Source organism: Marinithermofilum abyssi (assembly GCF_014641195.1).
Lineage (GTDB): Bacteria > Bacillota > Bacilli > Thermoactinomycetales > DSM-45169 > Marinithermofilum > Marinithermofilum abyssi.
Window position 1 is genome coordinate 1 of the sequence record NZ_BMHQ01000012.1, and the last position, 21,704, is coordinate 21,704.

Annotated in this window: 20 protein-coding genes, 1 pseudogene and 1 riboswitch; of the genes and pseudogenes, 16 read left to right on the forward strand and 5 right to left on the reverse strand. The window is 54.3% G+C overall.

What is annotated here, in order from left to right; all coding sequences use genetic code 11:
* A partial coding sequence (locus tag IEW70_RS14720) for a transposase (RefSeq protein ID WP_505712056.1) occupies positions 1 to 559 on the reverse strand: 559 nt, incomplete at its 3' end.
* A gap of 822 nt (positions 560 to 1,381) precedes the next feature.
* Between IEW70_RS14720 and msrA the strand changes: the two genes are divergently transcribed.
* A complete protein-coding gene (gene msrA / locus IEW70_RS14725) occupies positions 1,382 to 1,855 on the forward strand; it encodes a peptide-methionine (S)-S-oxide reductase MsrA (protein WP_188648680.1) in 474 nt (157 codons plus the stop codon).
* 156 nt (positions 1,856 to 2,011) lie between these two features.
* On the opposite strand, the pseudogene IEW70_RS14730 reads toward msrA, so the two are convergent.
* Together IEW70_RS14730 and IEW70_RS14735 are read right to left on the reverse strand one after the other, a co-directional pair.
* Positions 2,012 to 3,091, reverse strand: a pseudogene (locus tag IEW70_RS14730) (M36 family metallopeptidase); the annotation flags it as partial.
* A gap of 156 nt (positions 3,092 to 3,247) precedes the next feature.
* On the reverse strand, positions 3,248 to 4,513 hold the full coding sequence (locus IEW70_RS14735; protein ID WP_188648681.1) for a YeeE/YedE family protein: 1,266 nt from the start codon (positions 4,511 to 4,513) through the stop codon (positions 3,248 to 3,250).
* A gap of 256 nt (positions 4,514 to 4,769) precedes the next feature.
* On the opposite strand from IEW70_RS14735, the gene IEW70_RS14740 reads away from it, so the two are divergent.
* Both IEW70_RS14740 and trxB read left to right on the forward strand, forming a co-directional pair.
* On the forward strand, positions 4,770 to 5,096 hold the full coding sequence (locus IEW70_RS14740; RefSeq protein WP_188648682.1) for an ArsR/SmtB family transcription factor: 327 nt from the start codon (positions 4,770 to 4,772) through the stop codon (positions 5,094 to 5,096).
* A 92-nt stretch (positions 5,097 to 5,188) separates the two neighbouring features.
* Entirely contained in the window at positions 5,189 to 6,142 is a 954-nt protein-coding gene (trxB, locus tag IEW70_RS14745) for a thioredoxin-disulfide reductase (protein ID WP_188648683.1), read from the forward strand.
* 94 nt (positions 6,143 to 6,236) lie between these two features.
* Here trxB and IEW70_RS14750 read toward each other — a convergent pair whose 3' ends face one another.
* Positions 6,237 to 7,166, reverse strand: coding sequence for a 1,4-dihydroxy-2-naphthoate polyprenyltransferase (locus IEW70_RS14750; protein ID WP_188648684.1), 930 nt, complete (start codon positions 7,164 to 7,166; stop codon positions 6,237 to 6,239).
* A 298-nt stretch (positions 7,167 to 7,464) separates the two neighbouring features.
* On the opposite strand from IEW70_RS14750, the gene IEW70_RS14755 reads away from it, so the two are divergent.
* From IEW70_RS14755 to IEW70_RS14785, 7 genes are all read left to right on the forward strand, one after another.
* The gene (locus IEW70_RS14755; RefSeq protein ID WP_188648685.1) at positions 7,465 to 8,880 is read left to right on the forward strand and encodes an isochorismate synthase; all 1,416 of its coding nucleotides are present in this window, start codon (positions 7,465 to 7,467) and stop codon (positions 8,878 to 8,880) included.
* Positions 8,867 to 10,639 (forward strand): 2-succinyl-5-enolpyruvyl-6-hydroxy-3-cyclohexene-1-carboxylic-acid synthase, encoded by a 1,773-nt coding sequence (gene menD / locus IEW70_RS14760; protein ID WP_188648686.1) that lies wholly within the window; start codon positions 8,867 to 8,869, stop codon positions 10,637 to 10,639. The genes IEW70_RS14755 and menD overlap by 14 nt, the downstream gene beginning before the upstream one ends.
* Positions 10,630 to 11,475 (forward strand): 2-succinyl-6-hydroxy-2,4-cyclohexadiene-1-carboxylate synthase, encoded by an 846-nt coding sequence (menH, locus tag IEW70_RS14765; RefSeq protein ID WP_188648687.1) that lies wholly within the window; start codon positions 10,630 to 10,632, stop codon positions 11,473 to 11,475. Before menD ends, menH begins: the two co-directional genes overlap by 10 nt.
* The gene (gene menB, locus IEW70_RS14770; protein ID WP_188648688.1) at positions 11,472 to 12,290 is read left to right on the forward strand and encodes a 1,4-dihydroxy-2-naphthoyl-CoA synthase; all 819 of its coding nucleotides are present in this window, start codon (positions 11,472 to 11,474) and stop codon (positions 12,288 to 12,290) included. The genes menH and menB overlap by 4 nt, the downstream gene beginning before the upstream one ends.
* A 199-nt stretch (positions 12,291 to 12,489) precedes the next feature.
* On the forward strand, positions 12,490 to 13,995 hold the full coding sequence (locus IEW70_RS14775) for an o-succinylbenzoate--CoA ligase (RefSeq protein ID WP_188648689.1): 1,506 nt from the start codon (positions 12,490 to 12,492) through the stop codon (positions 13,993 to 13,995).
* 1 nt (position 13,996) lies between these two features.
* Positions 13,997 to 15,115 (forward strand): o-succinylbenzoate synthase, encoded by a 1,119-nt coding sequence (gene menC / locus IEW70_RS14780; RefSeq protein WP_268234890.1) that lies wholly within the window; start codon positions 13,997 to 13,999, stop codon positions 15,113 to 15,115.
* Positions 15,116 to 15,224: 109 nt separating this feature from the next.
* Complete coding sequence (locus IEW70_RS14785; protein WP_188648690.1) at positions 15,225 to 15,647, forward strand: hypothetical protein; 423 nt, start codon at positions 15,225 to 15,227, stop codon at positions 15,645 to 15,647.
* Here IEW70_RS14785 and IEW70_RS14790 read toward each other — a convergent pair whose 3' ends face one another.
* Positions 15,648 to 15,986 (reverse strand): ASCH domain-containing protein, encoded by a 339-nt coding sequence (locus tag IEW70_RS14790; protein ID WP_188648691.1) that lies wholly within the window; start codon positions 15,984 to 15,986, stop codon positions 15,648 to 15,650.
* A gap of 386 nt (positions 15,987 to 16,372) precedes the next feature.
* Positions 16,373 to 16,487, forward strand: a riboswitch (TPP riboswitch).
* Positions 16,488 to 16,554: 67 nt separating this feature from the next.
* Between IEW70_RS14790 and thiE the strand changes: the two genes are divergently transcribed.
* The 6 genes from thiE (at position 16,555) to IEW70_RS14820 (ending at position 21,670) form a co-directional block, all read left to right on the forward strand.
* On the forward strand, positions 16,555 to 17,202 hold the full coding sequence (thiE, locus tag IEW70_RS14795) for a thiamine phosphate synthase (RefSeq protein WP_188648692.1): 648 nt from the start codon (positions 16,555 to 16,557) through the stop codon (positions 17,200 to 17,202).
* Positions 17,193 to 17,390 (forward strand): sulfur carrier protein ThiS, encoded by a 198-nt coding sequence (gene thiS / locus IEW70_RS14800; protein WP_188648693.1) that lies wholly within the window; start codon positions 17,193 to 17,195, stop codon positions 17,388 to 17,390. Before thiE ends, thiS begins: the two co-directional genes overlap by 10 nt.
* On the forward strand, positions 17,390 to 18,160 hold the full coding sequence (locus IEW70_RS14805; RefSeq protein ID WP_373285981.1) for a thiazole synthase: 771 nt from the start codon (positions 17,390 to 17,392) through the stop codon (positions 18,158 to 18,160). The genes thiS and IEW70_RS14805 overlap by 1 nt, the downstream gene beginning before the upstream one ends.
* A 33-nt stretch (positions 18,161 to 18,193) precedes the next feature.
* Positions 18,194 to 19,312 (forward strand): glycine oxidase ThiO, encoded by a 1,119-nt coding sequence (gene thiO / locus IEW70_RS14810; RefSeq protein WP_188648694.1) that lies wholly within the window; start codon positions 18,194 to 18,196, stop codon positions 19,310 to 19,312.
* A gap of 24 nt (positions 19,313 to 19,336) precedes the next feature.
* On the forward strand, positions 19,337 to 20,158 hold the full coding sequence (thiD, locus tag IEW70_RS14815) for a bifunctional hydroxymethylpyrimidine kinase/phosphomethylpyrimidine kinase (RefSeq protein WP_188648695.1): 822 nt from the start codon (positions 19,337 to 19,339) through the stop codon (positions 20,156 to 20,158).
* Positions 20,159 to 20,626: 468 nt separating this feature from the next.
* Positions 20,627 to 21,670: an oxidoreductase gene (locus tag IEW70_RS14820; RefSeq protein ID WP_188648696.1), complete on the forward strand. Its 1,044-nt coding sequence runs from the start codon at positions 20,627 to 20,629 to the stop codon at positions 21,668 to 21,670.
* Positions 21,671 to 21,704: the final 34 nt, after the last annotated feature.

Genomic DNA, 21,704 nt, shown 5'->3' on the forward strand with positions numbered 1-21,704 from the left:
GTATGTTGTATTCTGCTGCACGTTCAAATAAACGCCTGACGTCGTAGGCGCCATCCCCCAGTAGTCGAAAAACAGAAAACAATGTGAGCTCTCCCAGCATGGAACCGGTTTGGCTATCGTGGATATTGGCGGGTGTGACTCGCCAAACCAAGGGAAGAAGGTCCTCGGATACGATGGCATGCAATTTGTACCCCACATACCATCCCAACCGGGTCCCTTTGCCCTTTTGAGCCTCTTGATCAAAGCGGGAAGCCCGTAGAGGCGTACTATCCCAATAGGTAATGCAAGTCTGAGGGTTCAACCGGTGCAATATCTCATGAAACAGCAATTCATACGAGGATTTTTCGATAGTAGTTACTCGACGAGACAGTGTACTATGATCCGGCACCTCAGAGAGCCCGATCCAAGTCCGGGCATGGGAATCGTAACGCAGACGCCATTCTAACTCTCGTAAACTCTTGATTCGGTAAAATACTTGGTAGATCATGCATTTGACAATTTGAGCATCAGAAAATTTTGGAGGACGACCACGTCTGGGCTGGTGAACATGAAGCATCATGGAATCAATTTGTTGAAACAATTGCAGCAGTGGATGTTGGTGTTTATGTAAGTTATGTGCTAAACTCAAATCAATCCGCCTCGTGGTTTGATGTTTGGGTGAGAGCTTACATCGTACCACGGAATGGCGGATTTTTCTTATCGATTTTAGAAATTATTTATGCAACAGGCTCGATATACCAGATAAGTTATTAAATGACCAAGAGGCTAAAATATTAGCAAATAAAGTACTCAAAATAAAGCCAGAAAGTGAAGTGGCAAAAAAATACATTTAAATATCATTTTTTCTTCGATCTGCCGAATTTCCTCAATAGTGGCTGGTTCCTTTAAAAACCTGCTATACCCCTTCACTTTTTGATTCAAAAGCTCTTGTAATTCGGTCCACAAGGTTGTAAAGGTTTGCTCTACTTTCATTCATCTCATGCCTTTCAGTCGATATGTTCTCCCAGAAATGAAAGAAATGTTTGGCTGGGCCTTGGTTGGATTTTTAAACAAACAAGATCGATATCCACTAAAGTACAAGACTCTCCTTCAACGAGATAACCAAAAGCATCTCCCATGCCGAATCTCCTATCAACCGCACTTCGCGAATCGGTTGTACTCTTTTGGATCTTTTTCCTTTAGGTATTCGTAATCAAAAAATTCGTCTGCTGGAATCAGCCCACTGTAAATATACACGAAGAAATCTCCATAGCTACTAAAAAAGGTATCGTTCGGGATGATGAATATAATCAGCTGTTCTTCCTGTAATTTCCGTGCTTTGAATTTTCCTTGAGCCTCTGGTATGCTGTTATTCAATCCAGCTGTGAAGGAGTGAAGCACAATGGCCACAGCAACGTTTGGTGCAGGATGTTTCTGGGGTGTCGAAGCCTTGTTTCGGCAAATAGACGGGGTAACAGATACAGCTGTCGGGTATATGGGCGGCAACAAAGAAAATCCGAGTTATGAAGAGGTATGCACAGATACAACGGGGCATGCTGAGGTTGTTCATCTGGAGTATGATCCTAAGGTCGTTACCTATGAGGAACTGCTGCAAGTCTTCTGGGAAAATCATGATCCGACCCAGTTGAACCGGCAGGGTCCTGATGTGGGAACACAGTACCGTTCCGTCATTTTTTATCATACTCCGGAACAAAAGGAAGCTGCGGAAAAATCCAAAGCAGAGCTGGAGAAGTCCGGTAAATATGACAAACCGATTGTAACGGAGATCGCCCCCGCTGGTCCATTTTACAAAGCGGAAGAGTACCATCAACGCTATTTGGAAAAGCGGGGACTTCGCTCTTGCAACATCCGTTGAGACTCCACATGGGTTGCTCTTGCCGTCCCCACAAGGGGGATTTCAAGCAACGCCGTCTTTCATCCCACGTGGGTTTTCAGTCGGCGCTTTCTGTAAACGAACAAGCCCGTCCAGCTTGAAGCTGAGACGGGCTTTCTTTCGCATAAAGATCGTATGCTATTGTGTGGAGATACCGCGAGCCGCCCAGATGGAATCGATCTGATCACCGTGGGAACCACCGTAAAGCAACAGATCTGCTTGCTTGATCGCTCGGGCCCCGTCGTTGAAGGTCGCGTCTGGAGTGAGGGACCAGTGGGATTGCAGGATGATCTTCGTCGCCACATCCCGCCCGAATGCTTTATACATGTCGTACAGACCTTGGGACCAGATCTCCCCGTCCGCATGCACTTCTCCCACCCAGTCGCGGGGGTAAACCTTGTTGTTGTCCAGACGGCGCAAGCAAGGAGGATTGGAAGAAGAGTAGGATGTAGCATCCCATTCGCCGATGCATCCGGTACCAAAGCTGGTCGAAGAAGTGGCATCTTCGTAAGTAGCTCCCAGGAAATCCCCAAAGCCTTCACCCATCGCCCCGCTTTCTGCAGAGTTTCCAAAATTGGGAAGCTGATTGTCCTGAATCGAGTGTCCGTATTCATGAGCGATGATTCCTGCATCTTCTGCGTCATCCACACCGCCGGATCCGAAGGTCAGTTCTTTCGTCGAGGGGGAGTAAAAGGAGTTGTCTTTTTTGTAGGTGTTGACGTTGGCTGTGATGGACCGGTTGTTGATATTTGTAAATCCGAGGGACTGGATGTAGCGTTGCAAGGTGTCGATGTGATAATACGCCATGACATCTTCAAAGCTGTCCTGTGAACGGGTAAAGTTGAACGTATGGGTTGCGGAGTAGGTTTTGGCGCGGGAATAGATGTTGACATACGCGTCTTTCAGATAGCCGGAGCCGTCCAAACCCAGCAGGGACACCGATTTCAACTGGTTGTTTAGTGCCGCGCTGTCGGCGTCGTTGTTATCGGAAAATCCGGTGGCGGACCCTTGAGATTCCAACGGATTCGGTGAGAACACATTGCCGGTACCTGTTGCCCGCCGGTTCAAGTCTTTCTTTTTCAGGAACTTGCCGCTGTCCGCGTGGATATAGGTTTCCCAGGCCCCAAACGGTGTTTTTGCATGCACTAGTACACGATAAACCGGGACGGCTGTACTGTTTTGGATGATATAACCGAACTGGCGGGAGGTCGGTGCCCATTTGTCATTGTTTTCGGCCCCGATTTGCTGAAACGCTTGGGACTCGGCCGCATCTACTATTAATCATTCGAGGCAATAGAGCATGACTGTATAAGTCGTTTGTTTTAGACGTGAAAAAAGCCCGCCGGTATTTAACGCCTGGCGGGCTTTTTTAAATTAGCAAACGAAATCAGTCGGTTTGGGATTTTTCATGCCGAACAGCGGACGGAACCACATGCCAACGACGCTTCCGGCAAGTGCAAGGATCATCCACACCCATCCGTGCAGGCTGAAGGAGGCGATCCCGGCGAAGTAAGCGCCGATATTGCAGCCGTAAGCGAGGCGGGCGCCGTATCCCATCAGCAGGCCGCCGATGATGGAGCCGACGGCGAGACGTCCGTTCAGTTTACTCAAAGTAAACACACCGCCAATAGAGGAAGCCAACAACGCTCCCAATACGAGTCCGAAGTCCATCACCGAAGTCGCGTCAGCAAAGACAGATGACTGAAGGGCCGCAGCGCGTTCCCCGCTCCAATACCCCCAGGAGGCGACATCGACCCCCATGGCTTGCGCTGCTTTGGATCCCCAAAGAGCGAAGGCGGAGGTGATACCCCAGGGCTCTCCTTTAACCGTAAGGGTGACAGCATTCAGGACAGCCAGCAGGATAGCGGCTGCCCACAGGGGCCAAGATCCCCGGACGATGCGAACCCATCCGCGGGCTGTAGGCAGCGGCTTCCGAACGGGCGGGTTTTTCCGTTTGGCAATTACCACGGTCAACCAGGCGATGATTCCGAATACGGCCAGTTGGACCACCAAGGCTCCGCCATAGCCCAGGGGAGTGTTTTCTGCCAGGGAGAATGCGGGGAAGGAGGGCATCTGCTTTGTCCAGAACTCCCAATGGTACGCCCCGATCACGCTTCCCGCGATGAATCCGGCCAAGGTCAAGAAAGCAGCAGTTCGTCCGCCGCCGGCAGCGTACAAGGTGCCCGAGGCGCAGCCACCGCCCAGTTGCATGCCGATCCCGAAGAGGAAGGAACCGACGACCAAGCTGACACCGAGCGGTTCCACGGAAGCTTCCGGCTTCGTACCGAAAAAGCCGATCCCCAGGGACAAAATCGGGGTGAAAAGCAGGCAAGCGACAGCTATCATCAACATGTGAGCCCGCAAACCTTCGCCTTGTCCTACGGAGAGTAGCTGACGGAAGGCGGATGTGAACCCGAAGCGGGCATGAAACAATGTATATCCCAACAAGATTCCCAAGGTGTAGAGAACTCCTTGTTTCAACCCAAACCCGTTGAATATTACGTAGCTTAACAGCAAGGCGGCCCCCAGCGTGGTGAGTGAGAGTGTGGTTTTGGGGGACGGCAATCCTGCTGGCGTAAGAGGGATTGCCGGTTGTTTTTCCTTTTGCAAAGGAGCAACTGACGCAGAAGAAACAGCCATGTTCTTTCACCTCTAATTCCTATATAATTAATCGGGATTTATATAATTAGGACTATATTACAACAGGATGGATCATTTGTAAACTGTTGGTTATAAGGAAAGATCATTTCCTTTGGCGGTTGGGCGGTCTGTTTATAGGAGTTCGGTTTTGGGTATCTTTTGTATTGTGGATAACTCTTGACCTGGGGAATGGATGGAACCAATCGGGATTTGACACATATATAAGAATATGCTTATATATACATGAGGTGATGGGATGGGGTTCGAGGAAATGGCGGAATGCTATAAAGCGCTGGGAGATAAAACGCGCTTAAAAATCCTGGCTTTGTTAATGGTTGAGGATCTATGCGTCTGCGAGTTTGTCGAGGTGTTGAAAATGACACAGCCGGCAGTTTCCCAGCACATACGGAAGTTGAAGAATGTAAAGCTGGTGAAGGAGCGGCGCCAGGGTCAATGGATTTTTTATTCCTTGGACCGGGATCGCTATCCCCATCTCCATTCTGTATGGGAATCCTTGCCGGATCTGTCCGATGAAGTAGAAAAGTTGAAAGTGAACGGAAAAAAGGTGTACTGCACAGACTGAGCACTTGCTTTTTTGGGTGTATTTACACCCCGAACGCAAAAGCGGTATGCTGGAAATACTTCAGATGGATGAACAGCAGGAGGTTGAAACGTATGCGTAAAGTAGTCGTGTTGGGTACGGGACCTGCAGGTTTGACCGCGGCCATTTATTTGGCGCGTGCCAATATGCAGCCGCTGGTGATCGAGGGACAAGAGCCGGGGGGTCAGTTGACCACCACCACGGATGTGGAAAACTTCCCCGGATTTCCGGATGGCATCATGGGACCGGAATTGATGGCCAACATGCGGAAACAAGCGGAACGATTCGGGGCTGAGTTCAAACGGGGTTGGGTAACCGATGTGGATCTTTCCCAACGTCCGTTCACATTGACCGTTGAAGGAGACGGCCAGGTGGAAACCGATGCCCTCATTATCTCCACCGGTGCTTCCGCCAAACTCCTCGGCATACCGGGTGAAAAAGAATACATGGGGCAAGGCGTCAGCACCTGCGCCACCTGCGACGGATTCTTCTACCGTGGCAAAAAGATTATCGTGGTCGGCGGTGGCGACTCGGCCATGGAAGAGGCCACTTTCCTGACTAAATTTGCTACCGAAGTACATGTCATCCACCGCCGGGAAGAGCTGCGAGCCTCCAAGATCATGCAGGACCGCGCTCGGGCAAATGAAAAGATCACCTGGGGTTTGAACCGGGTGCCGGTAGAAGTGGTCCCCAACGAAAACGGCGGCGGAATCAAAGGACTTAAAGTCCGTAACAAAGCGACGGATGAAATTGAATTTGTGGAAGCTGACGGAATTTTCGTCGCCATCGGTCACAAGCCCAACACCGATTTTCTAAAAGGCAAGCTGGAAATGGATGAGCTGGGCTATCTCAAAGTGCAGCCTGGCACTACCCGAACCAATGTGCCGGGTGTCTTCGCTTGCGGCGATGTTCAGGACAAAGAATACCGCCAGGCGATCACCGCTGCCGGTACCGGCTGTATGGCGGCGCTGGACTGCGAGCGGTTCCTGGAAGGCAGCGCCACCCACGATTGGAGCCAAGCCCTGTAATCAAGCTTCTCTGTGTAACAAAACCCCGCACCCTGAAAAAGAAGGATGCGGGGTTTTGCTTAGTGCCCACAGGTGTCCTTGTGGGCTTTCGTCGTCATATCCAGGTTTGCAAAAACAACCCTAGAGCCAGCAAAAAGCCGAATTGGGTATTTACCTGGGCGGTACATGCCATGGCCGGCATCATCTCCGCGGGTGAGGATTTGTCCTGAAACCCCCGGATGGCTTGAACAGCTTTTGGCACACTTAAAAAGACGATCAACAGCCAGGGGCTGAACATGCCGGTGACCACCCATCCCGTTACCCAGAGGTATGAGAAGAGGAACATGCCCGCCAGGAACCGGACCGCTCCGGTATGGCCCAAGAGGATGGCCAAGGTGCGGCGTCCGTTTTTCTCATCACCTACCCGATCCCGGATGTTGTTGGCCATCAGGATGGCGCCGATCAAGAGGGCAATGGGGATGCTGACCAGGATGCTTGCCAACGAAACGGTTCCGGTGTGAATGAAAAAGGAGATCACGATGATGATGAAGCCCATGAACAAACCGGCGACCAGCTCTCCGAAGGGAGTGTAGGCGATGGGCCACGGACCGCCGGTGTAAAAGTAACCTGCAGCGATGCAGAGGGAGCCGACCAGGGCCAACCACCAGCTGGACTCCATACAGATATAGATGCCTATACCGACGGCAGCCGCGCAAAAGCTGACGGCGATGCCCATCACCGTTTTGGGAGAGACACCGTCTCGGACAATGGCACCTCCGATGCCGACGGATTTCTCGTTGTCCAATCCCCGGACATAATCGTAGTATTCGTTAAACATATTGGTGGCGGCCTGAATCAGGATCGATGCGAGCAGCATTGCCAGAAAGAGCGATCCTTTGACTTCTCCCGTGGGCAAGGCCAACGCCGTTCCGATCAAAACCGGCACAAAAGAAGCCGTCAACGTATGAGGCCGCAGCAATCGCCACCATACACGCCAGCGGGAATCATTGCCCTTGGGCTGGGTTGATTGAATGTTTGGATCCAATGATGATTCTCTCCTTTTTATATAGAAACCGATGAAGAATGGAAGGAAAATGGACAGATATATTCAGAAATACTGGTCCGTTCTTAGCGGTGGAGATTCAACCGTGTCCATTTTCAGCAGATTGGGCTACAATAGTATAGATGGATACAGGGCTTTTTTCGCGGATGGTTGTTTGTCAAAAATCCGCGTGATTTGACAGTTTCAGCCTGTCAATTGTATTCTAAAGGAAGCCCGACCGATGTGCAATCGGTCCTTTTTGCATGGTTTTTTGCACGGAACGAAGTGGGGGGAAACCGTCGTGGCACTCATAAAAGTAATGGATCTGGAGGAATTGCTGGCGCGAGGCGGACAGCGAGCACGGGCGTTGGGAAGTCCTGTGCTGATCAGTCATACCCGCCTGGTCAGCGAGGTGGATCCCCTGTCTTTCTTTGCAGCTGGTGAAGACCTTTTTACGGGACAGCGTAGCTATTGGGCGGATCAGGATCGCCGGGTCCAACTGGTGGGATTGGGAGCGGCTCGCTATGTCGAAGCGAACGGGACCAACCGCTTTTCCGCAGTGGAAACCGAGTGGCAAAGCCTGTTGGACAATGCGCTGGTAGAACCCCGGGATACCCATATGGCCGCCGGCCCAGTATTGTTGGGCGGCTTTTCCTTTGACCCGCTGAAGCCAAAAAGCAAGCTGTGGGCTTCTTATGCGGATGCATCCTTTCAATTGCCTCGTCATCTGTTGGCGGTGATGGACGGGGAACTGACGCTTACTTTCAATGTCTTGCTGCAACCGGATGAATCCTGGCAAGCAACCGCCATCCAGGCGGCAGACGAACAGAATAAGCTGATGGAACGGGCGCATCGGCTGACGGTAAAATTGCACCCTGCATCCGGGAAGATTCGGGAGCGGGAGCCGGAATCCTACCATCGTATCGTGGAAAAAGCGGCAGGACACATCCGGGAAGGGGCACTGGAAAAAGTGGTACTGGCCCGGAAAATGGAAGTGGATATGGACCATGTGATCTCACCCGGACAGGTATTGAAGCGTTTACACGATCAACAAGCGCACAGCTTTCTTTTTGTCTTCGAGCGGGGGGCATCGTGTTTTATCGGGGCGTCGCCGGAGCGGCTGGTGAAACGGGAAGGCAATCGCCTGATCTCCACCTGCCTGGCTGGATCCATTCCCCGCGGCAATACCCCGGAGGAAGATGAACAGTTGGGACAGGCGCTTTTGGAGGATCACAAAAACCGAGTGGAACACGCGGTAGTGGTCCATATGATCCGGGAAGCGTTTGAGTCGGAATGCACCGATGTTCAAATACCGGAAGCGCCGCGTCTGTATAAGGTACGGGATATTCAACATCTGTATACACCGGTGGTGGGTAAGGCCGGAGCGGATACTTCTCTGTTGCGGATGGTGGAGCGGCTGCATCCGACACCAGCGCTGGGCGGCTATCCACAGCAACAGTCGGTGGAAATGATCCGGGAGATGGAAGGATTTGACCGTGGATGGTACGCAGCTCCCATCGGTTGGTTCAATCACCGGGGCGACGGGGAGTTTGCGGTAGCGATCCGCTCCGGGTTGCTGCATCGTGAGCGAGCGGTTTTGTTTGCCGGCTGTGGTATCGTGGGAGATTCCGATCCCGACAGCGAGTACGAAGAGACGTGGGTCAAGTTTCGGCCGATGTTGTCGGCATTGGGAGGGATATCCCGTGACGACCGATGATCTGACGCTGTATGTGGGCGCCTTTGTGGACGAACTGGTGGAGAGCGGTGTGGTTCATGCCGTGATCAGTCCCGGTTCCCGTTCCACTCCGCTGGCGATGATGATGGCTGAACATCCCGGCATCAAGGTGTGGATGCATGTGGATGAGCGATCCGCCGGTTTTTTTGCTTTGGGCTTGGCCAAAGCCCGGCAAGAACCGGTGGTTTTGTTGTGCACATCAGGCACGGCGGCAGCCAACTACCTGCCTGCGGTGGTGGAGGCCAAGCTGGCTCGCGTTCCGCTCTTGGTACTGACGGCGGACCGGCCTCACGAACTGCGGGATGTGGGAGCACCGCAAGCGATCGATCAAATCAAGCTGTTCGGCTCCCATGTGAAATGGTTCACGGAGATGGCACTCCCCGAATCCTCGGAAGCCGCGCTTCGATATGTTCGAACGGCGGCAGGGCGGGCAGCGGGAGCGGCTCGTACCGGACCCAAAGGGCCGGTCCACCTCAACTTCCCCTTCCGCGAGCCTTTGCTGCCCCGTTTGGATGCGCCGGATCTATTTCAGGGAGGAAAACGGGACCGGGGAGCTTATGTCCGGCTACATACGGGCAGACGAAACCTGGATCCGGTTTTGTTGGACTCCTTGGCCGCTGAACTGACAGCGGTCCAGCGCGGAGTGATCATCTGCGGACCCCAAGAAGATCCCCGGTTGGCCGAAGCGGTGGTTCCGTTGGCAAGAGCCCTCGGTTTTCCTATTTTGGCAGATCCTCTGTCCCGGCTGCGCTACGGCTCCCACGACAAAGAGTTGGTGCTCGACGGGTACGATGCCTTTCTGCGGGTGCCGCGTGTGGTGGAAGAGATGGCTCCGGAGGCGGTCGTCCGTTTTGGAGCGATGCCGGTTTCCAAAGCGTTGATGTTGTATCTGAAAGACCATTCCGCGTGTCGGCACATCGTTGTGGATGCCGATGAAGGGTGGCGGGAACCGACAGCCCTTGCCTCGGACATGGTGTATGGGGATCCGGCTGCCTTTTGCGAAGGGATCCTTACCCGGATCGGCGGCGGACAAGCCCGTTCTTCTGTTTGGCAGCAGCAGTGGACTCGCCTGAACCGGATCACCGGGGAGGTGCTCCGATCGGCGGCAAAACGGGAGGGTGCTCTCTTTGAAGGGCGGGTGTTCGCAGAGCTGCATGATTGGCTTCCGGAAGGGGTGGTCCTCTTTGCCGGCAACAGCATGCCGATCCGGGATATGGACACCTTTATGACCAACCGGGAGGGTGCCCTCCTCCCCCTCGCCAACCGGGGGGCCAACGGGATCGATGGCGTGGTTTCTTCCGCGATGGGGGCTGCTGCGGCAGGCAATCCGGTGGTTTTGGTGATCGGGGATCTGTCCTTCTTTCACGATATGAACGGCTTGTTGGCTGCCAAGTGGTATGGCCTGAACATCACGATTGTGCTGGTAAACAACGACGGCGGCGGCATCTTCTCCTTTTTGCCCCAGGCGCAGGAGAAGACGCATTTTGAACAGTTGTTCGGTACGCCCATCGGGCTGGACTATGCCCAGGCGGTTCGGATGTATGGGGGCATTCATCAACGTGTGACAGAGTGGAACGGATTCCGTGAGGCGGTGCTCAAAGGGATCAGCGGATCTGGTTGGACGGTGGTGGAAGTTCCTACGGATCGCGAGGAGAATGTCCGGATGCATCGGGAGATCTGGCAAGAGGCGGCCGCTCGGGTGGAGAGCGCGTTGCAAGAGGAGTGGGACACATGCGATTAACGGTTCGCGGTGTCACGTACCGGGTGGAAACGGTCGGGCACGGGCCGCCGCTCTTGTTACTCCACGGTTTTACCGGCTCCCGTACCACCTGGTATCCCTTTGCGGCAAAATGGGCTGCGCATTTTCGCTTGATCATGGTGGATCTGCTCGGTCATGGGGAGTCGGATGCACCGGCCGACCCGCAGCGGTATGCCGTGGAGGAATCCGCTGCCGACTTATCCGCCCTGTTGGATCGGCTTGCGATCGATTCGGCGCATGTGCTGGGATACTCCATGGGCGGTCGGTTGGCCGTGTCTGTTGCCGCGCTGTATCCGGATCGGCTCCGTTCGCTGGTGTTGGAAAGCAGTTCCCCGGGCTTGGCGGATCCGGAGGCGAGACGGAATCGGAAGGAGCTGGATGATGCCTTGGCCGAGGGGATTGAAGAAAAAGGCATCCCTGCTTTTGTTCAGCGGTGGGAGACCATTCCCTTGTTTGCTTCCCAACGGCAGCTTCCTTGTGAGGTGAAGGAACGTCAACGGGCGGAGCGCCTCCGGAACCGGCCGGAAGGGTTGGCTAACAGCTTGCGGGGAATGGGCACCGGGGTGCAGCCGTCCTGGTGGACACATCTGTCTTCTTTCTCTTTTCCGGTCCTGTTGATCACCGGTGAATGGGATGAAAAATTTTGCCGGATTGCCGAATCGATGGCGAAACAGCTGCCCCGTGCAGAGCACCGTGTGGTTCCCCGGGTGGGCCATGCGGTTCATCTGGAACAACCCGATCTTTTTGGTACAATGGTAATGGACTTTCTTCAAGGTTTGGATGTCTCTTCAGCAAATGAGGGAGGTTGGAGCCAGTGACAGTGGAGTGGAAACCGGTTCGCAAATATGAAGATATTTTGTATGAAACCTACGGCCAAATCGCCAAAATCACCATCAACCGGCCGGAAGTGCGCAATGCATTCCGTCCGAAAACGGTGATGGAAATGATCGATGCGTTTTCCCGGGCACGGGATGATTCCGAGATCGGTGTGATCATCTTGACCGGCGCCGGAGAGAAAGCGTTTTGTTCCGGCGGCGACCAAAAAGTGCGCGGCCACGGCGGCTATGTGGGAGATGACCAAATCCCGCGTCTCAATGTGTTGGATCTGCAACGCCTGATCCGCACCATCCCCAAGCCGGTGATCGCCATGGTGGCAGGCTATGCTATCGGCGGCGGCCATGTACTCCATGTGGTCTGCGACTTGACCATTGCTGCGGATAACGCCATTTTCGGCCAAACCGGCCCCAAAGTGGGCAGCTTCGACGCCGGTTATGGTGCGGGTTACCTGGCACGTATCGTCGGTCACAAAAAAGCCCGGGAGATCTGGTATCTCTGTCGTCAATACAATGCCCAGGAAGCTTTGGAGATGGGCTTGGTCAACACCGTGGTTCCGTTGGAGAAGCTGGAGGAAGAAACCCTCAAGTGGTGCGAGGAAATCCTGGAGAAATCCCCGACGGCGCTGCGTTTCCTGAAAGCCTCCTTCAACGCCGATACCGACGGCCTGGCCGGTTTGCAGCAGCTGGGCGGCGACGCTACGCTTCTCTACTACACCACCGACGAAGCCAAAGAAGGCCGGGATGCTTTCAAAGAAAAACGGAAACCCGACTTCAAACAGTTCCCTCGCTTCCCGTGATCGGCGCGGGGAATACGCGGGATATATACTGGATGATCAGCGGCAACCTCCGTGGCGGGGTTGCCCTTTTGGCATCCGTGGGAAAGTGTTTCGGTCGATGGAAGCAGTTGTTTCCGTTTATCCCGACGAAGCATTTGCTAGGGTAAGAGTGATTTAAAGAAGGTTTGGCAATGTATTTTCAGACGCGAGGTGGAAGCGAATGATGCAGGAGTTGAGCTCCCGTTCCCTCCCTCACTGGCATACCAAACGGGCGGATTTGACCCCGGATCGCCCGGCGTTGCTGGCGGAAGGGGTGCAATGGTCCTTTCGTGAACTGCATGAACGGGCGCGGACGACTGCCGGGAAATTGGCCGCTCTGGGGATTCAAAAGGGGGACCGGGTCGGGGTGCTGATGCACAACCGCCCGGAAATGGTGCAACTGGTTCACGCTTTGTCCTACCTGGAGGCGGTGTTGGTGCCGTTGAACATCCGTCTTTCTCCCGTGGAAGCGGGTTGGCAGATACAAAACGCCGAGGCCAAGTTGACAGTATATGATGGGACCAACCGGAAGACCGCGCAAAAAATCCGGGAGATCGACGGTGCCCTTGCTCTCCTCGCCTGGGAGGAGTTGGAGCAACAACAGCCGGTCGATTTCCAGCCGCCGGTGAGAGTCGGCTTGGACAGCCTCCATACCATCATGTATACTTCCGGCACCACAGGCAAGCCCAAAGGTGTCATGCTCACTTATGGAAACCACTGGTGGAGCGCTGTCGGTTCCGTGCTCAACCTGGGGCTTCAACCCGACGACCGCTGGCTGATTTGTGTTCCCTTGTTTCATATGAGCGGTCTTTCCATCCTGATGCGGAGTGTGATTTACGGCATAACGGCGGTGCTTCACGCTTCTTTTGAGCCGTCCGCGGCCAACCGCGCGATCCGGAAGGAAGGCATTACCCATATGTCGGTGGTAAGTGCGATGCTCACCAGGATGGTAGATGATTTGGGGGATCAATGTTATCCTGCTTCTTTCCGCTGTATGCTGCTGGGGGGAGGGCCGGCGCCGCGGCCTCTCTTGGAGCGATGCAAGGAGAAGGGGATTCCTGTTTTTCAAACTTACGGGATGACGGAAACCGCTTCGCAAATCGTCACTCTGGCGCCGGAGGATGCGCTCTCCAAATTGGGGTCTGCCGGTAAGCCCCTATATCCGGCTGAACTTCGCATCCTTCGCGACGGGCGGGAGGTCCCCCCGGGAAGTGAAGGCGAGATTGTGGTTCGCGGCCCCAATGTAACGCCGGGTTATTGGCGTCGGGAAGATGCGTCTCGGGAAGCGATCCGGGATGGCTGGCTCCACACCGGAGATCTGGGCCGCATGGATGAAGAAGGGTTTCTGTATGTGCTGGACCGGCGCAGCGACTTGATCATTTCCGGCGGAGAAAACATCTATCCGGCGGAAGTGGAGGCAGCCCTCCTCGCTCATCCTGCTGTGGCCGAGGCGGGAGTAACAGGCCTGCCGGATGAACGGTGGGGACAAGTGCCGGCAGCAATCGTGCGGCTGCAGGATGGTGCCGAGGTGACGGAAGCCGACCTGATGAAGCACTGCCGGGAGCGGTTGGCGAAATACAAAGTGCCTGTCCGCATCCATCAGGTGGGCCGGCCCTTGCCCCGGAACGCCTCCAACAAGCTGTTGCGACGCAAGCTGGCGGAACTGCTGCCGAAAGGGGAGTGCTGAGGTGAAGGCGGTTTCCATTCGCAAAGTTACTCTGTATCAGATTCGCATGCCGCTGCGCGCCCCCTTTGTCACCAGCTTGGCCACGGTGACAGACCGGGAGCTGATTTTGGCAGAAGTGACCGATCAGGATGGGATGACGGGGTTTGGCGAGTGCGTCGCCTTTGACACCCCTTGGTATACCGAAGAGACGGTAAAGACCGCATGGCATGTGATGGAAGATATTCTGATTCCCCTTCTGTTGGAGGAATCGCTGGCACATCCGACAGAGGCGGCCGGCCGCTTTGCCCTGGTACGCCGTCATTTCATGGCCAAAGCGGCCTTGGAAGGAGCGGTGTGGGACCTTTTTGCCAAGCGGGCGGGCGTGTCTCTCGCCCGGTATGTGGGAGGGACACGAGAACGGATCGCATCCGGGGTGGCGATCGGTGCCCAACCCACCCTCGAAGCGATGGTGGAACAGGTGGGCCGGCGGGTGGCGGAAGGGTATCGCCGCATCAAGGTGAAGATTAAACCGGGAGCGGATGGGGAGATCTTGTCCGCGATTCGTCAGGCCTATCCGGAAGTACCCTTGATGGCTGATGCCAACTCGTCTTATACGCTGCAGGATATCGAGCGTTTAAAGGAATGGGATGATCTTGATCTCCTCATGATCGAGCAACCCTTGGCCGCAGATGACATTATTGATCATGCCCGATTGCAGCAAGCGATCCGGACGCCTGTCTGTTTGGATGAGAGCATTACCTCGGCTGAGGATGTGCGAAAGGCGGTACAGCTGGGCAGCTGCCGCATCATCAATGTGAAACTGGGCCGGGTCGGCGGCTGGACGGAAGCCTTGCGCATTCACGAATGGTGTCGGGAGCACGGTGTCGATCTGTGGTGCGGGGGCATGTTGGAATCCGGCATCGCCCGTGCGCACAATATTGCCCTGGCCTCCCTTCCCGGATTTACGCTGCCCGGGGATATCTCCGCTTCCGCCCGCTACTGGGAAAAAGATGTCATCCATCCCGAGGTGGTCGTGGAGGAGGGTATGATCCGGGTTCCGACAGAGCCAGGGATCGGGGTCGATTTGGACTGGGAATATTTGGAGCATGTGATGGTACGGAAACAAAGCTGGACCCCATGAGAGAAAATCCAGGAGGATTTTCCCTGCTGTTTCCAAAAAATATAAAATCGGGTACAATGCAAGAAGAGAGAATCGCGTCGATATCGACTCGTAAAGAGGGTGCAGTCGAGTGAGAAAGGAAACGTGGCTGGTGTTGAATGTCTCCTTTTGGTCTTTTGCAGCAGGGTTCGTCATTCATCTTTTCAGCGGCTTGTTTTACGTCTCTTCGTTTGTAGGAGAAAGAGATCCGCTTCTGTTGCTTATGCTCACAGTGTATATGCTTTCCGGCAATCTCGTTTTGCATGGTTTCCTCTACTTTGCTGTGGCTGTCCCCCTGATGGCCGGTCTCTTTCGCTGCTGGAATCCTGCCGACCCGGCGATGTATCCTCTGTCAGGTTCGGGAATCGGGCTGGCAGTTGCCCTGGTTGCAGCGTTTTTGGTGAAGACGGTTGACTGGTATTCGATGATGTTATGGGTGTCTGCAGGGTTTGTGTTTGGCTGTTTGTGGTGGAACCGGCTGTATGCTGCGGGGGAGAGTCAGTATGCCACCTGATTAATGGCCCATCGGTTCAAATTCATGCACCCACATGGGCATATCCGGAGTCAGAGGAATCCCTGGATGAATCTGTTGGATAGCATCAACATAGGCATGTACGCTTTTAAATCCTTCACTCTGTGCATCACGGTCGGTCATTTCGCCCAGTCGTTGCCGGTAGACCGCTGTGATGCGAAAGGATTCGCCTTGAAGCAACAGGATCTCACCGGGGTCGGCGTAGCGTCCATTGCGGCGGGTGGCCCGTTTTTTTCCGGTGAGTACTCTCTGAATATCTTCCTGTCGCGTAATGAGACGGTCAATGGAACAAGTTTTCGGCGGCAGTGGATCAAGGGACATGAAATTCCTCCTCTTCATGGGGATAATGACTCTATTTTCTCATCAGCATGATTGGTTGTCATCCGTTTTCACTCAGGCTATGAATTTCCTATTCGATTTCATAAATTCATCGATGGAGCCCCGGGTAAATTCGCAGTATAATGAAAGCATATCATAGAGGCGTTTCTAAGTATAATCCTCACCGGGGTGGCATACATGATTAAAAAATTAATCAAATACGCTGCGATGGAAATCGGAAAGCGACTGGTGAAAAAGCTGGTGAGAAAGTTTGTCAAGTGAGGGCAAGGAACGGGTGGCAGGATATAGGTAATGGGAGCTTGCCACAGGTTTATCTTGTCCTTCAACGGTATTTTTGCCATAATGAAAGAAACAAACCCATAGAGCTATCAGTGGACTAGGGGTGCCTGGATGACGGCCGGGCTGAGAAGAAGAGCCGCTCTCTCTTCTACCCTTGCACCTGATCTGGATCATACCAGCGTAGGGAAGTCCGTCGGAAGAAGTATTCTCATACTCTCATTCCAACGCTGGGATGAGGGTTTTTATTTTGCCTGAAACAGAGGAGGGGTCGATGGTGGACTTTCGCTTGTATGGGATTACCGGGGAGCGGTTTCATCCGGGGCGAGATCTGGTGGAAGTGATGGAAGAAGCTATTCAAGGAGGAGTCGATATCCTTCAGCTCCGGGACAAAACCGGAAGCAAACGGAAAGTGCTGGAGAAGGCCCGGCGTTTACGGGAGCTGACCCGTCGATACGGGATTCCTTTTATCGTAAACGACCATCTGGATATCGCCTTGGTGGTGGATGCAGATGGAGTTCATTTGGGACAGGACGATTTGCCGCTGCCGGAAGCGCGCAAGATTCTGGGCCCGGACAAGATTATCGGCATCTCCACGCATACCATCCAGGAAGCACGGCAAGCGGAACAGGAGGGTGCCGACTATATCGGCGTGGGACCGGTGTTTCCCACGGATACCAAATCCGATGTGGTGGATCCCGTGACGACAGCGTATGTTCGGGCAGTGGCGGAAGAGATCCGCATTCCGTTTGTAGCGATCGGCGGCATCAAGCTGCACAACGTGGATGAAGTCCTGCGGGCGGGTGCAACACGCATTTGCGCCGTGAGTGAGATTGTGGGCAGCTCCGATGTAAAGGGGACATGCCGGCAGTTTTTGCAGAAGATCGAACAGGCAAGGGAGACGTCAGCAAGATGCAACTGAAGATTAACGGGGAAACGCGGGAAGTTGCGGCTCGGACTTTGTCAGAGCTGATTCATCAATTTGGTTTGAATGAACGGTTGGTTGTAGCAGAAGTAGACGGGGAGATCATCGATCGGAGCGAATGGGAAGAGGCCCGGTTGACAGAAGGCATGTGCATTGAACTGGTGCAATTTGTGGGGGGAGGTTGATACGTGTGAAATGGAAAATTGGCGGCAAACCGTTAACTTCGCGCATTTTTTTGGGAACAGGACGCTTTCCCAGTCCGCTGGTGCAAAACCAGGCTATCGAGGCTTCCGGTGCGGAAGTGCTGACCTTCGCCATCCGCAGAGTGCATCTGGACGCTCCCCACGATGATGCGATTTTGCAGCATTTGGAGGGGGATCATTTCATCTACCTTCCCAATACCTCCGGGGCGAGCAACGCGGAGGAAGCGATCCGGATCGCCCGGCTGGCACGAGCGTCTGGACTGAGTGATTGGATCAAGGTAGAGATCCACGCAGATCAAAAAACCTTGCTTCCGGATCCGGTAGAAACTTTAAAAGCGACAGAAGCTTTGGTGAAGGAAGGATTTGTTGTGCTTCCTTATACATCGGATGATCCGGCATTGGCGCGCAAGCTGGAAGAGGCGGGTGCCGCGGCCGTCATGCCAGGAGGATCGCCGATCGGAACGGGGCTGGGGTTGTTAAATCCGTACAACCTCGGCTTAATCGCCGAAGAATTGCGTGTGCCGGTGGTGGTGGATGCCGGGATCGGCAGTGCAGCCGACGCCGTTCAGGCGATGGAGCTGGGAGCCGATGGCGTCCTGATCAATACCGCGATTGCCCGGGCAAAAGATCCCGCTGCTATGGCTCAAGCGATGAAGTTGGCAGTGGAGGCTGGACGCCTGTCCCGGATGGCGGGCCGGATTCCCAAGAAAAAGTATGCGACTGCCAGCAGTCCGCTGGGATTAGGAGTATAAAGGCGGCCAGGTTTTTCGGAAAAGAGGGGTTTCATGAGCAAACATATCCTTGTTATCGGAGGAGGCGTGATTGGCCTTTCCGCAGCCTTGGAATGCCGTCATCGCGGACATGAGGTCACCGTATTGGAAGCTGGCACCTGCGGCGGGCAGGCTTCCGGAGCAGCAGCCGGAATGTTGGCGCCTTATGCGGAAGCGGGAGAAGAGCCGGATGCATTGTTCCGATTGTGCCAGTTGTCTCTCCGGCGGACCGCGGACTGGGTGCAGAAGGTGGAAGAGGAGTCGGGAATCTCTGTGGGCTATCGGAAAAACGGCAGCCTGCAGGTGGTTTTTCATGAGGCAGATGCGTTTCTGTTGGAATCCAAACGCCGTTGGTTGCGAGAAGCAGGTGCAGAAGCGGAGGTCGTGTCTGGAAACCGGCTCGGACAGATGGAACCGGGACTGGGGCAAGGGGCTGTCGCGGCACTTTGGTGTCCGGAGGAGGCGCATGTCTACTCGCCGGATTATGTCCAGGCTCTACAGTCCGCATGCCGTAAAGCCGGTGTGCGGATTCGGGAACAGTTGGGCCGCTTAATTTGGCAGGGACATCAGGGGGACAAAAGAGTGAAGTCGCCGGCAGGTGAAGCGTTTGAGGGAGACGAGGTGGTGCTTGCGGCCGGGGCTTGGTCCTGTGAGTGGGAACAAAGCCTGGGGATGGCGGTTCCGGTACATCCGATCCGGGGACAGATTTGTGCATATACGGGTGTAGATGCTCCCCGTCACCTCGTGTTTACCAGTCAGGGATACCTGGTGGCCAAGCCGAATGGCACGCTGGTGTGCGGAGCGTCGGAGGATGTGGCCGGCTTTGACACCCGGGTCACGGAACGGGGCATTCGTCGGTTGGAGAGTTGGAACAAAGACGTATGGCCTGCCTTGCAAGGAGAACAACCCTTTCACCACTGGGCGGGTTTGCGTCCGGCTACGCAAGACGGCTTTCCTTTAATCGGAAGGCTGACGCGTCATCCCGAGGTGATCCTGGCGACGGGCCATTATCGAAACGGGATCTTGATGAGCCCGATCACAGCAGAAATCATAGCCGATCTCGTCGATGAAAAAAGCCCGGCTTTACCATTGGATTCCTATCATCCTGAACGATTTGCAGTTACATCCTATTAATTCACTGTGAGAGGAGGAGAGCGGATGAAGAAAGTATTGACCATTGCCGGTTCGGACAGCGGCGGCGGAGCCGGTATCCAGGCGGATCTGAAGACGTTTCAAGAGCGAGGGGTTTTTGGCACCAGTGTGATCACTGCCATCACCGCACAAAATACATTGGGCGTACACGGTGTATATCCACAGGAGTTGTCCGCTGTGGAAGCCCAACTGGATGCGGTTTTATCCGATATCGGCACCGATGCCGCCAAAACGGGCATGTTGTTTTCTGCGGAGCTGATCCAGTTGGTAGCACGCAAAATCCAAGAATACAGTGTCCCATCCCTGGTGATCGATCCGGTGATGATTGCCAAGGGAGGTGCCCCTCTCCTGAAAAAGGAGGCGGTGGAAGCGCTGCGGAAAGTACTGCTGCCACTAGGAGCGGTGATTACCCCCAATGTGCCGGAAGCGAGCGAGCTGCTTGGGGGCAGGAGGATTGAAGGTGTGAAGGAGATGGAAGAAGCGGCCAAGGAACTCTATCAACTGGGTCCGAAAGCCGTTGTGGTTAAAGGCGGGCATTTGGACGGGGAACAATCCGTTGATGTGCTTTTTGACGGAGAGAAGTGGTACCACTTTGCCAGCGACCGGATCGAGACGCGGCATACCCACGGTACAGGGTGTACCTTCTCCGCCTGTATCGCAGCAGAAATGGCGAAGGGACGGACGATCCCGGAAGCGGTACGAACCGCCAAAGATTTTATCACCCATGCCATCCAGCATTCCTTGGAGATCGGAAAAGGGGTCGGCCCCACTCACCATGCCGCCTATCGGTTGGTTGGGGAAAAATCTCCAAGCAGTCCAACTGTTTAAAAAAGCTCAAAGCCGCTGTATCCCTTCAACAAAGCTCCTTCTGCTGGTGGGATCGATTCCGTTCGCTTTAAAACAAACATTCTCCCCTTTCAGGTATAATGTAACGGAAGGGAGGTGCGTCTTGTAATTCGGCCGCAAGATGCACCGCCAAATGGAGCTCCAACTGCTCGGACGGAGCCTTCGAGGAGAGGGGGAGGTGGCTACCCTCGATGATCCGAGAAGCCCACGGTTTGAAGGCGTGTCTGGTCATTTAAGCTGCTTCGAAAGATGGGGAGTCGGTGTGATCGGGAAGATCCTGTGCGCTTTTTTCAGGAGATCGGAGACGGCCATACCGAACCGGCCCCCTATAACAAATGATCAGACAAACCCTAGCCGTGTGGAGCAAGTCACGATATTCTGAGACGAAAAAAAGGATCTCCATCTTTATTTGATACCCACTATCATCGCTGCAGAAGGAGAGAAAAGGATATGAGTATCCGAGTTGGATTGGTTGGCTATGGGTTGTCGGGTGCTGTGTTTCACGCCCCCCTCATTGAAAGTGTCGAAGGATTGAAGCTTGTATCTGTCGTATCTTCCCGTCCCGAAGCCGTGCACCGGGATTATCCGGGAGTTTCCGTTTTCCCTGCGCTGGATCAGATGTTGGAGAACGGGGAAGAGATCGATCTCGTCGTGATTGCCACCCCCAATACCTCTCATTATGAATATGCCAAACAAGCCCTTACGAAGGGCAAGCACGTCGTAGTCGAAAAACCATTCACGATCACTACCCGGGAAGCCGAGGAATTGATCGAGCTGGCTAGGGAGAATGACGTGTTGCTCAGCGTTTACCAGAACCGCCGCTGGGACAATGATTTCCTTACGGTTCGCAGCCTGTTGGAGGAGGGATTACTTGGGGAGCTGGCGGTTTATGAAGCCCACTATGACCGGTATCGCCCCCAGGTTCGGGATCGTTGGCGGGAGCGTGAGGGAGAGGGAAGCGGGATGCTCTACGATTTGGGATCCCACCTGATTGATCAGGCGCTGTTTCTATTTGGCCGCCCGCAAGCGGTTACCGCCGATTTGGGAGCCCAACGAAAAAAGGGAACAGTCGTGGATTATTTTCATTTAAATCTGGATTACGGGACGTTAAAAGTGATTCTCCATTCCGGATCCCTTGTCAAGAAGCAGGGACCCCGATTTCAGCTTCATGGCGAAAAGGGAAGTTTCATCAAATACGGACTCGATCCGCAAGAGAATCAGTTGAAGCAAGGAAAACGGCCCGGAGATGAAGGGTATGGGGAAGATACGGAAGATCAATACGGACAGCTGGCCTTGGAACTGAACGGTTTATGCGTGGACGGGAAAGTCCCGACGCTTCCAGGTCGCTACCAGTCCTTTTATGAGGGGATCTATCAATCCATCGTATCGGGGCAAGTACCGCCGGTCACCGCGGAAGAGGCACGCGATACCATCCGCGTGATTGAATTGGCGATGCAGAGTCATGAGGAAAAGAGAACGATCCCTTGGGAGTAAGTGGTATCAAGAGGAAAGGCCATCGGTTTCGATG

Excerpts from the sequence above, each read along its gene's own strand:
- IEW70_RS14775 (WP_188648689.1), top strand. The coding sequence starts at position 12,490 with ATGATGCAGGAGTTGAGCTCCCGTTCCCTCCCTCACTGGCATACCAAA.
- thiS (WP_188648693.1), top strand. The coding sequence starts at position 17,193 with ATGCAACTGAAGATTAACGGGGAAACGCGGGAAGTTGCGGCTCGGACT.
- thiE (WP_188648692.1), top strand. The coding sequence starts at position 16,555 with ATGGTGGACTTTCGCTTGTATGGGATTACCGGGGAGCGGTTTCATCCG.
- thiO (WP_188648694.1), top strand. The coding sequence starts at position 18,194 with ATGAGCAAACATATCCTTGTTATCGGAGGAGGCGTGATTGGCCTTTCC.
- IEW70_RS14735 (WP_188648681.1), bottom strand. The coding sequence starts at position 4,513 with ATGGCTGTTTCTTCTGCGTCAGTTGCTCCTTTGCAAAAGGAAAAACAA.
- msrA (WP_188648680.1), top strand. The coding sequence starts at position 1,382 with ATGGCCACAGCAACGTTTGGTGCAGGATGTTTCTGGGGTGTCGAAGCC.
- trxB (WP_188648683.1), top strand. The coding sequence starts at position 5,189 with ATGCGTAAAGTAGTCGTGTTGGGTACGGGACCTGCAGGTTTGACCGCG.
- menH (WP_188648687.1), top strand. The coding sequence starts at position 10,630 with ATGCGATTAACGGTTCGCGGTGTCACGTACCGGGTGGAAACGGTCGGG.
- thiD (WP_188648695.1), top strand. The coding sequence starts at position 19,337 with ATGAAGAAAGTATTGACCATTGCCGGTTCGGACAGCGGCGGCGGAGCC.
- IEW70_RS14820 (WP_188648696.1), top strand. The coding sequence starts at position 20,627 with ATGAGTATCCGAGTTGGATTGGTTGGCTATGGGTTGTCGGGTGCTGTG.
- IEW70_RS14740 (WP_188648682.1), top strand. The coding sequence starts at position 4,770 with ATGGGGTTCGAGGAAATGGCGGAATGCTATAAAGCGCTGGGAGATAAA.
- IEW70_RS14790 (WP_188648691.1), bottom strand. The coding sequence starts at position 15,986 with ATGTCCCTTGATCCACTGCCGCCGAAAACTTGTTCCATTGACCGTCTC.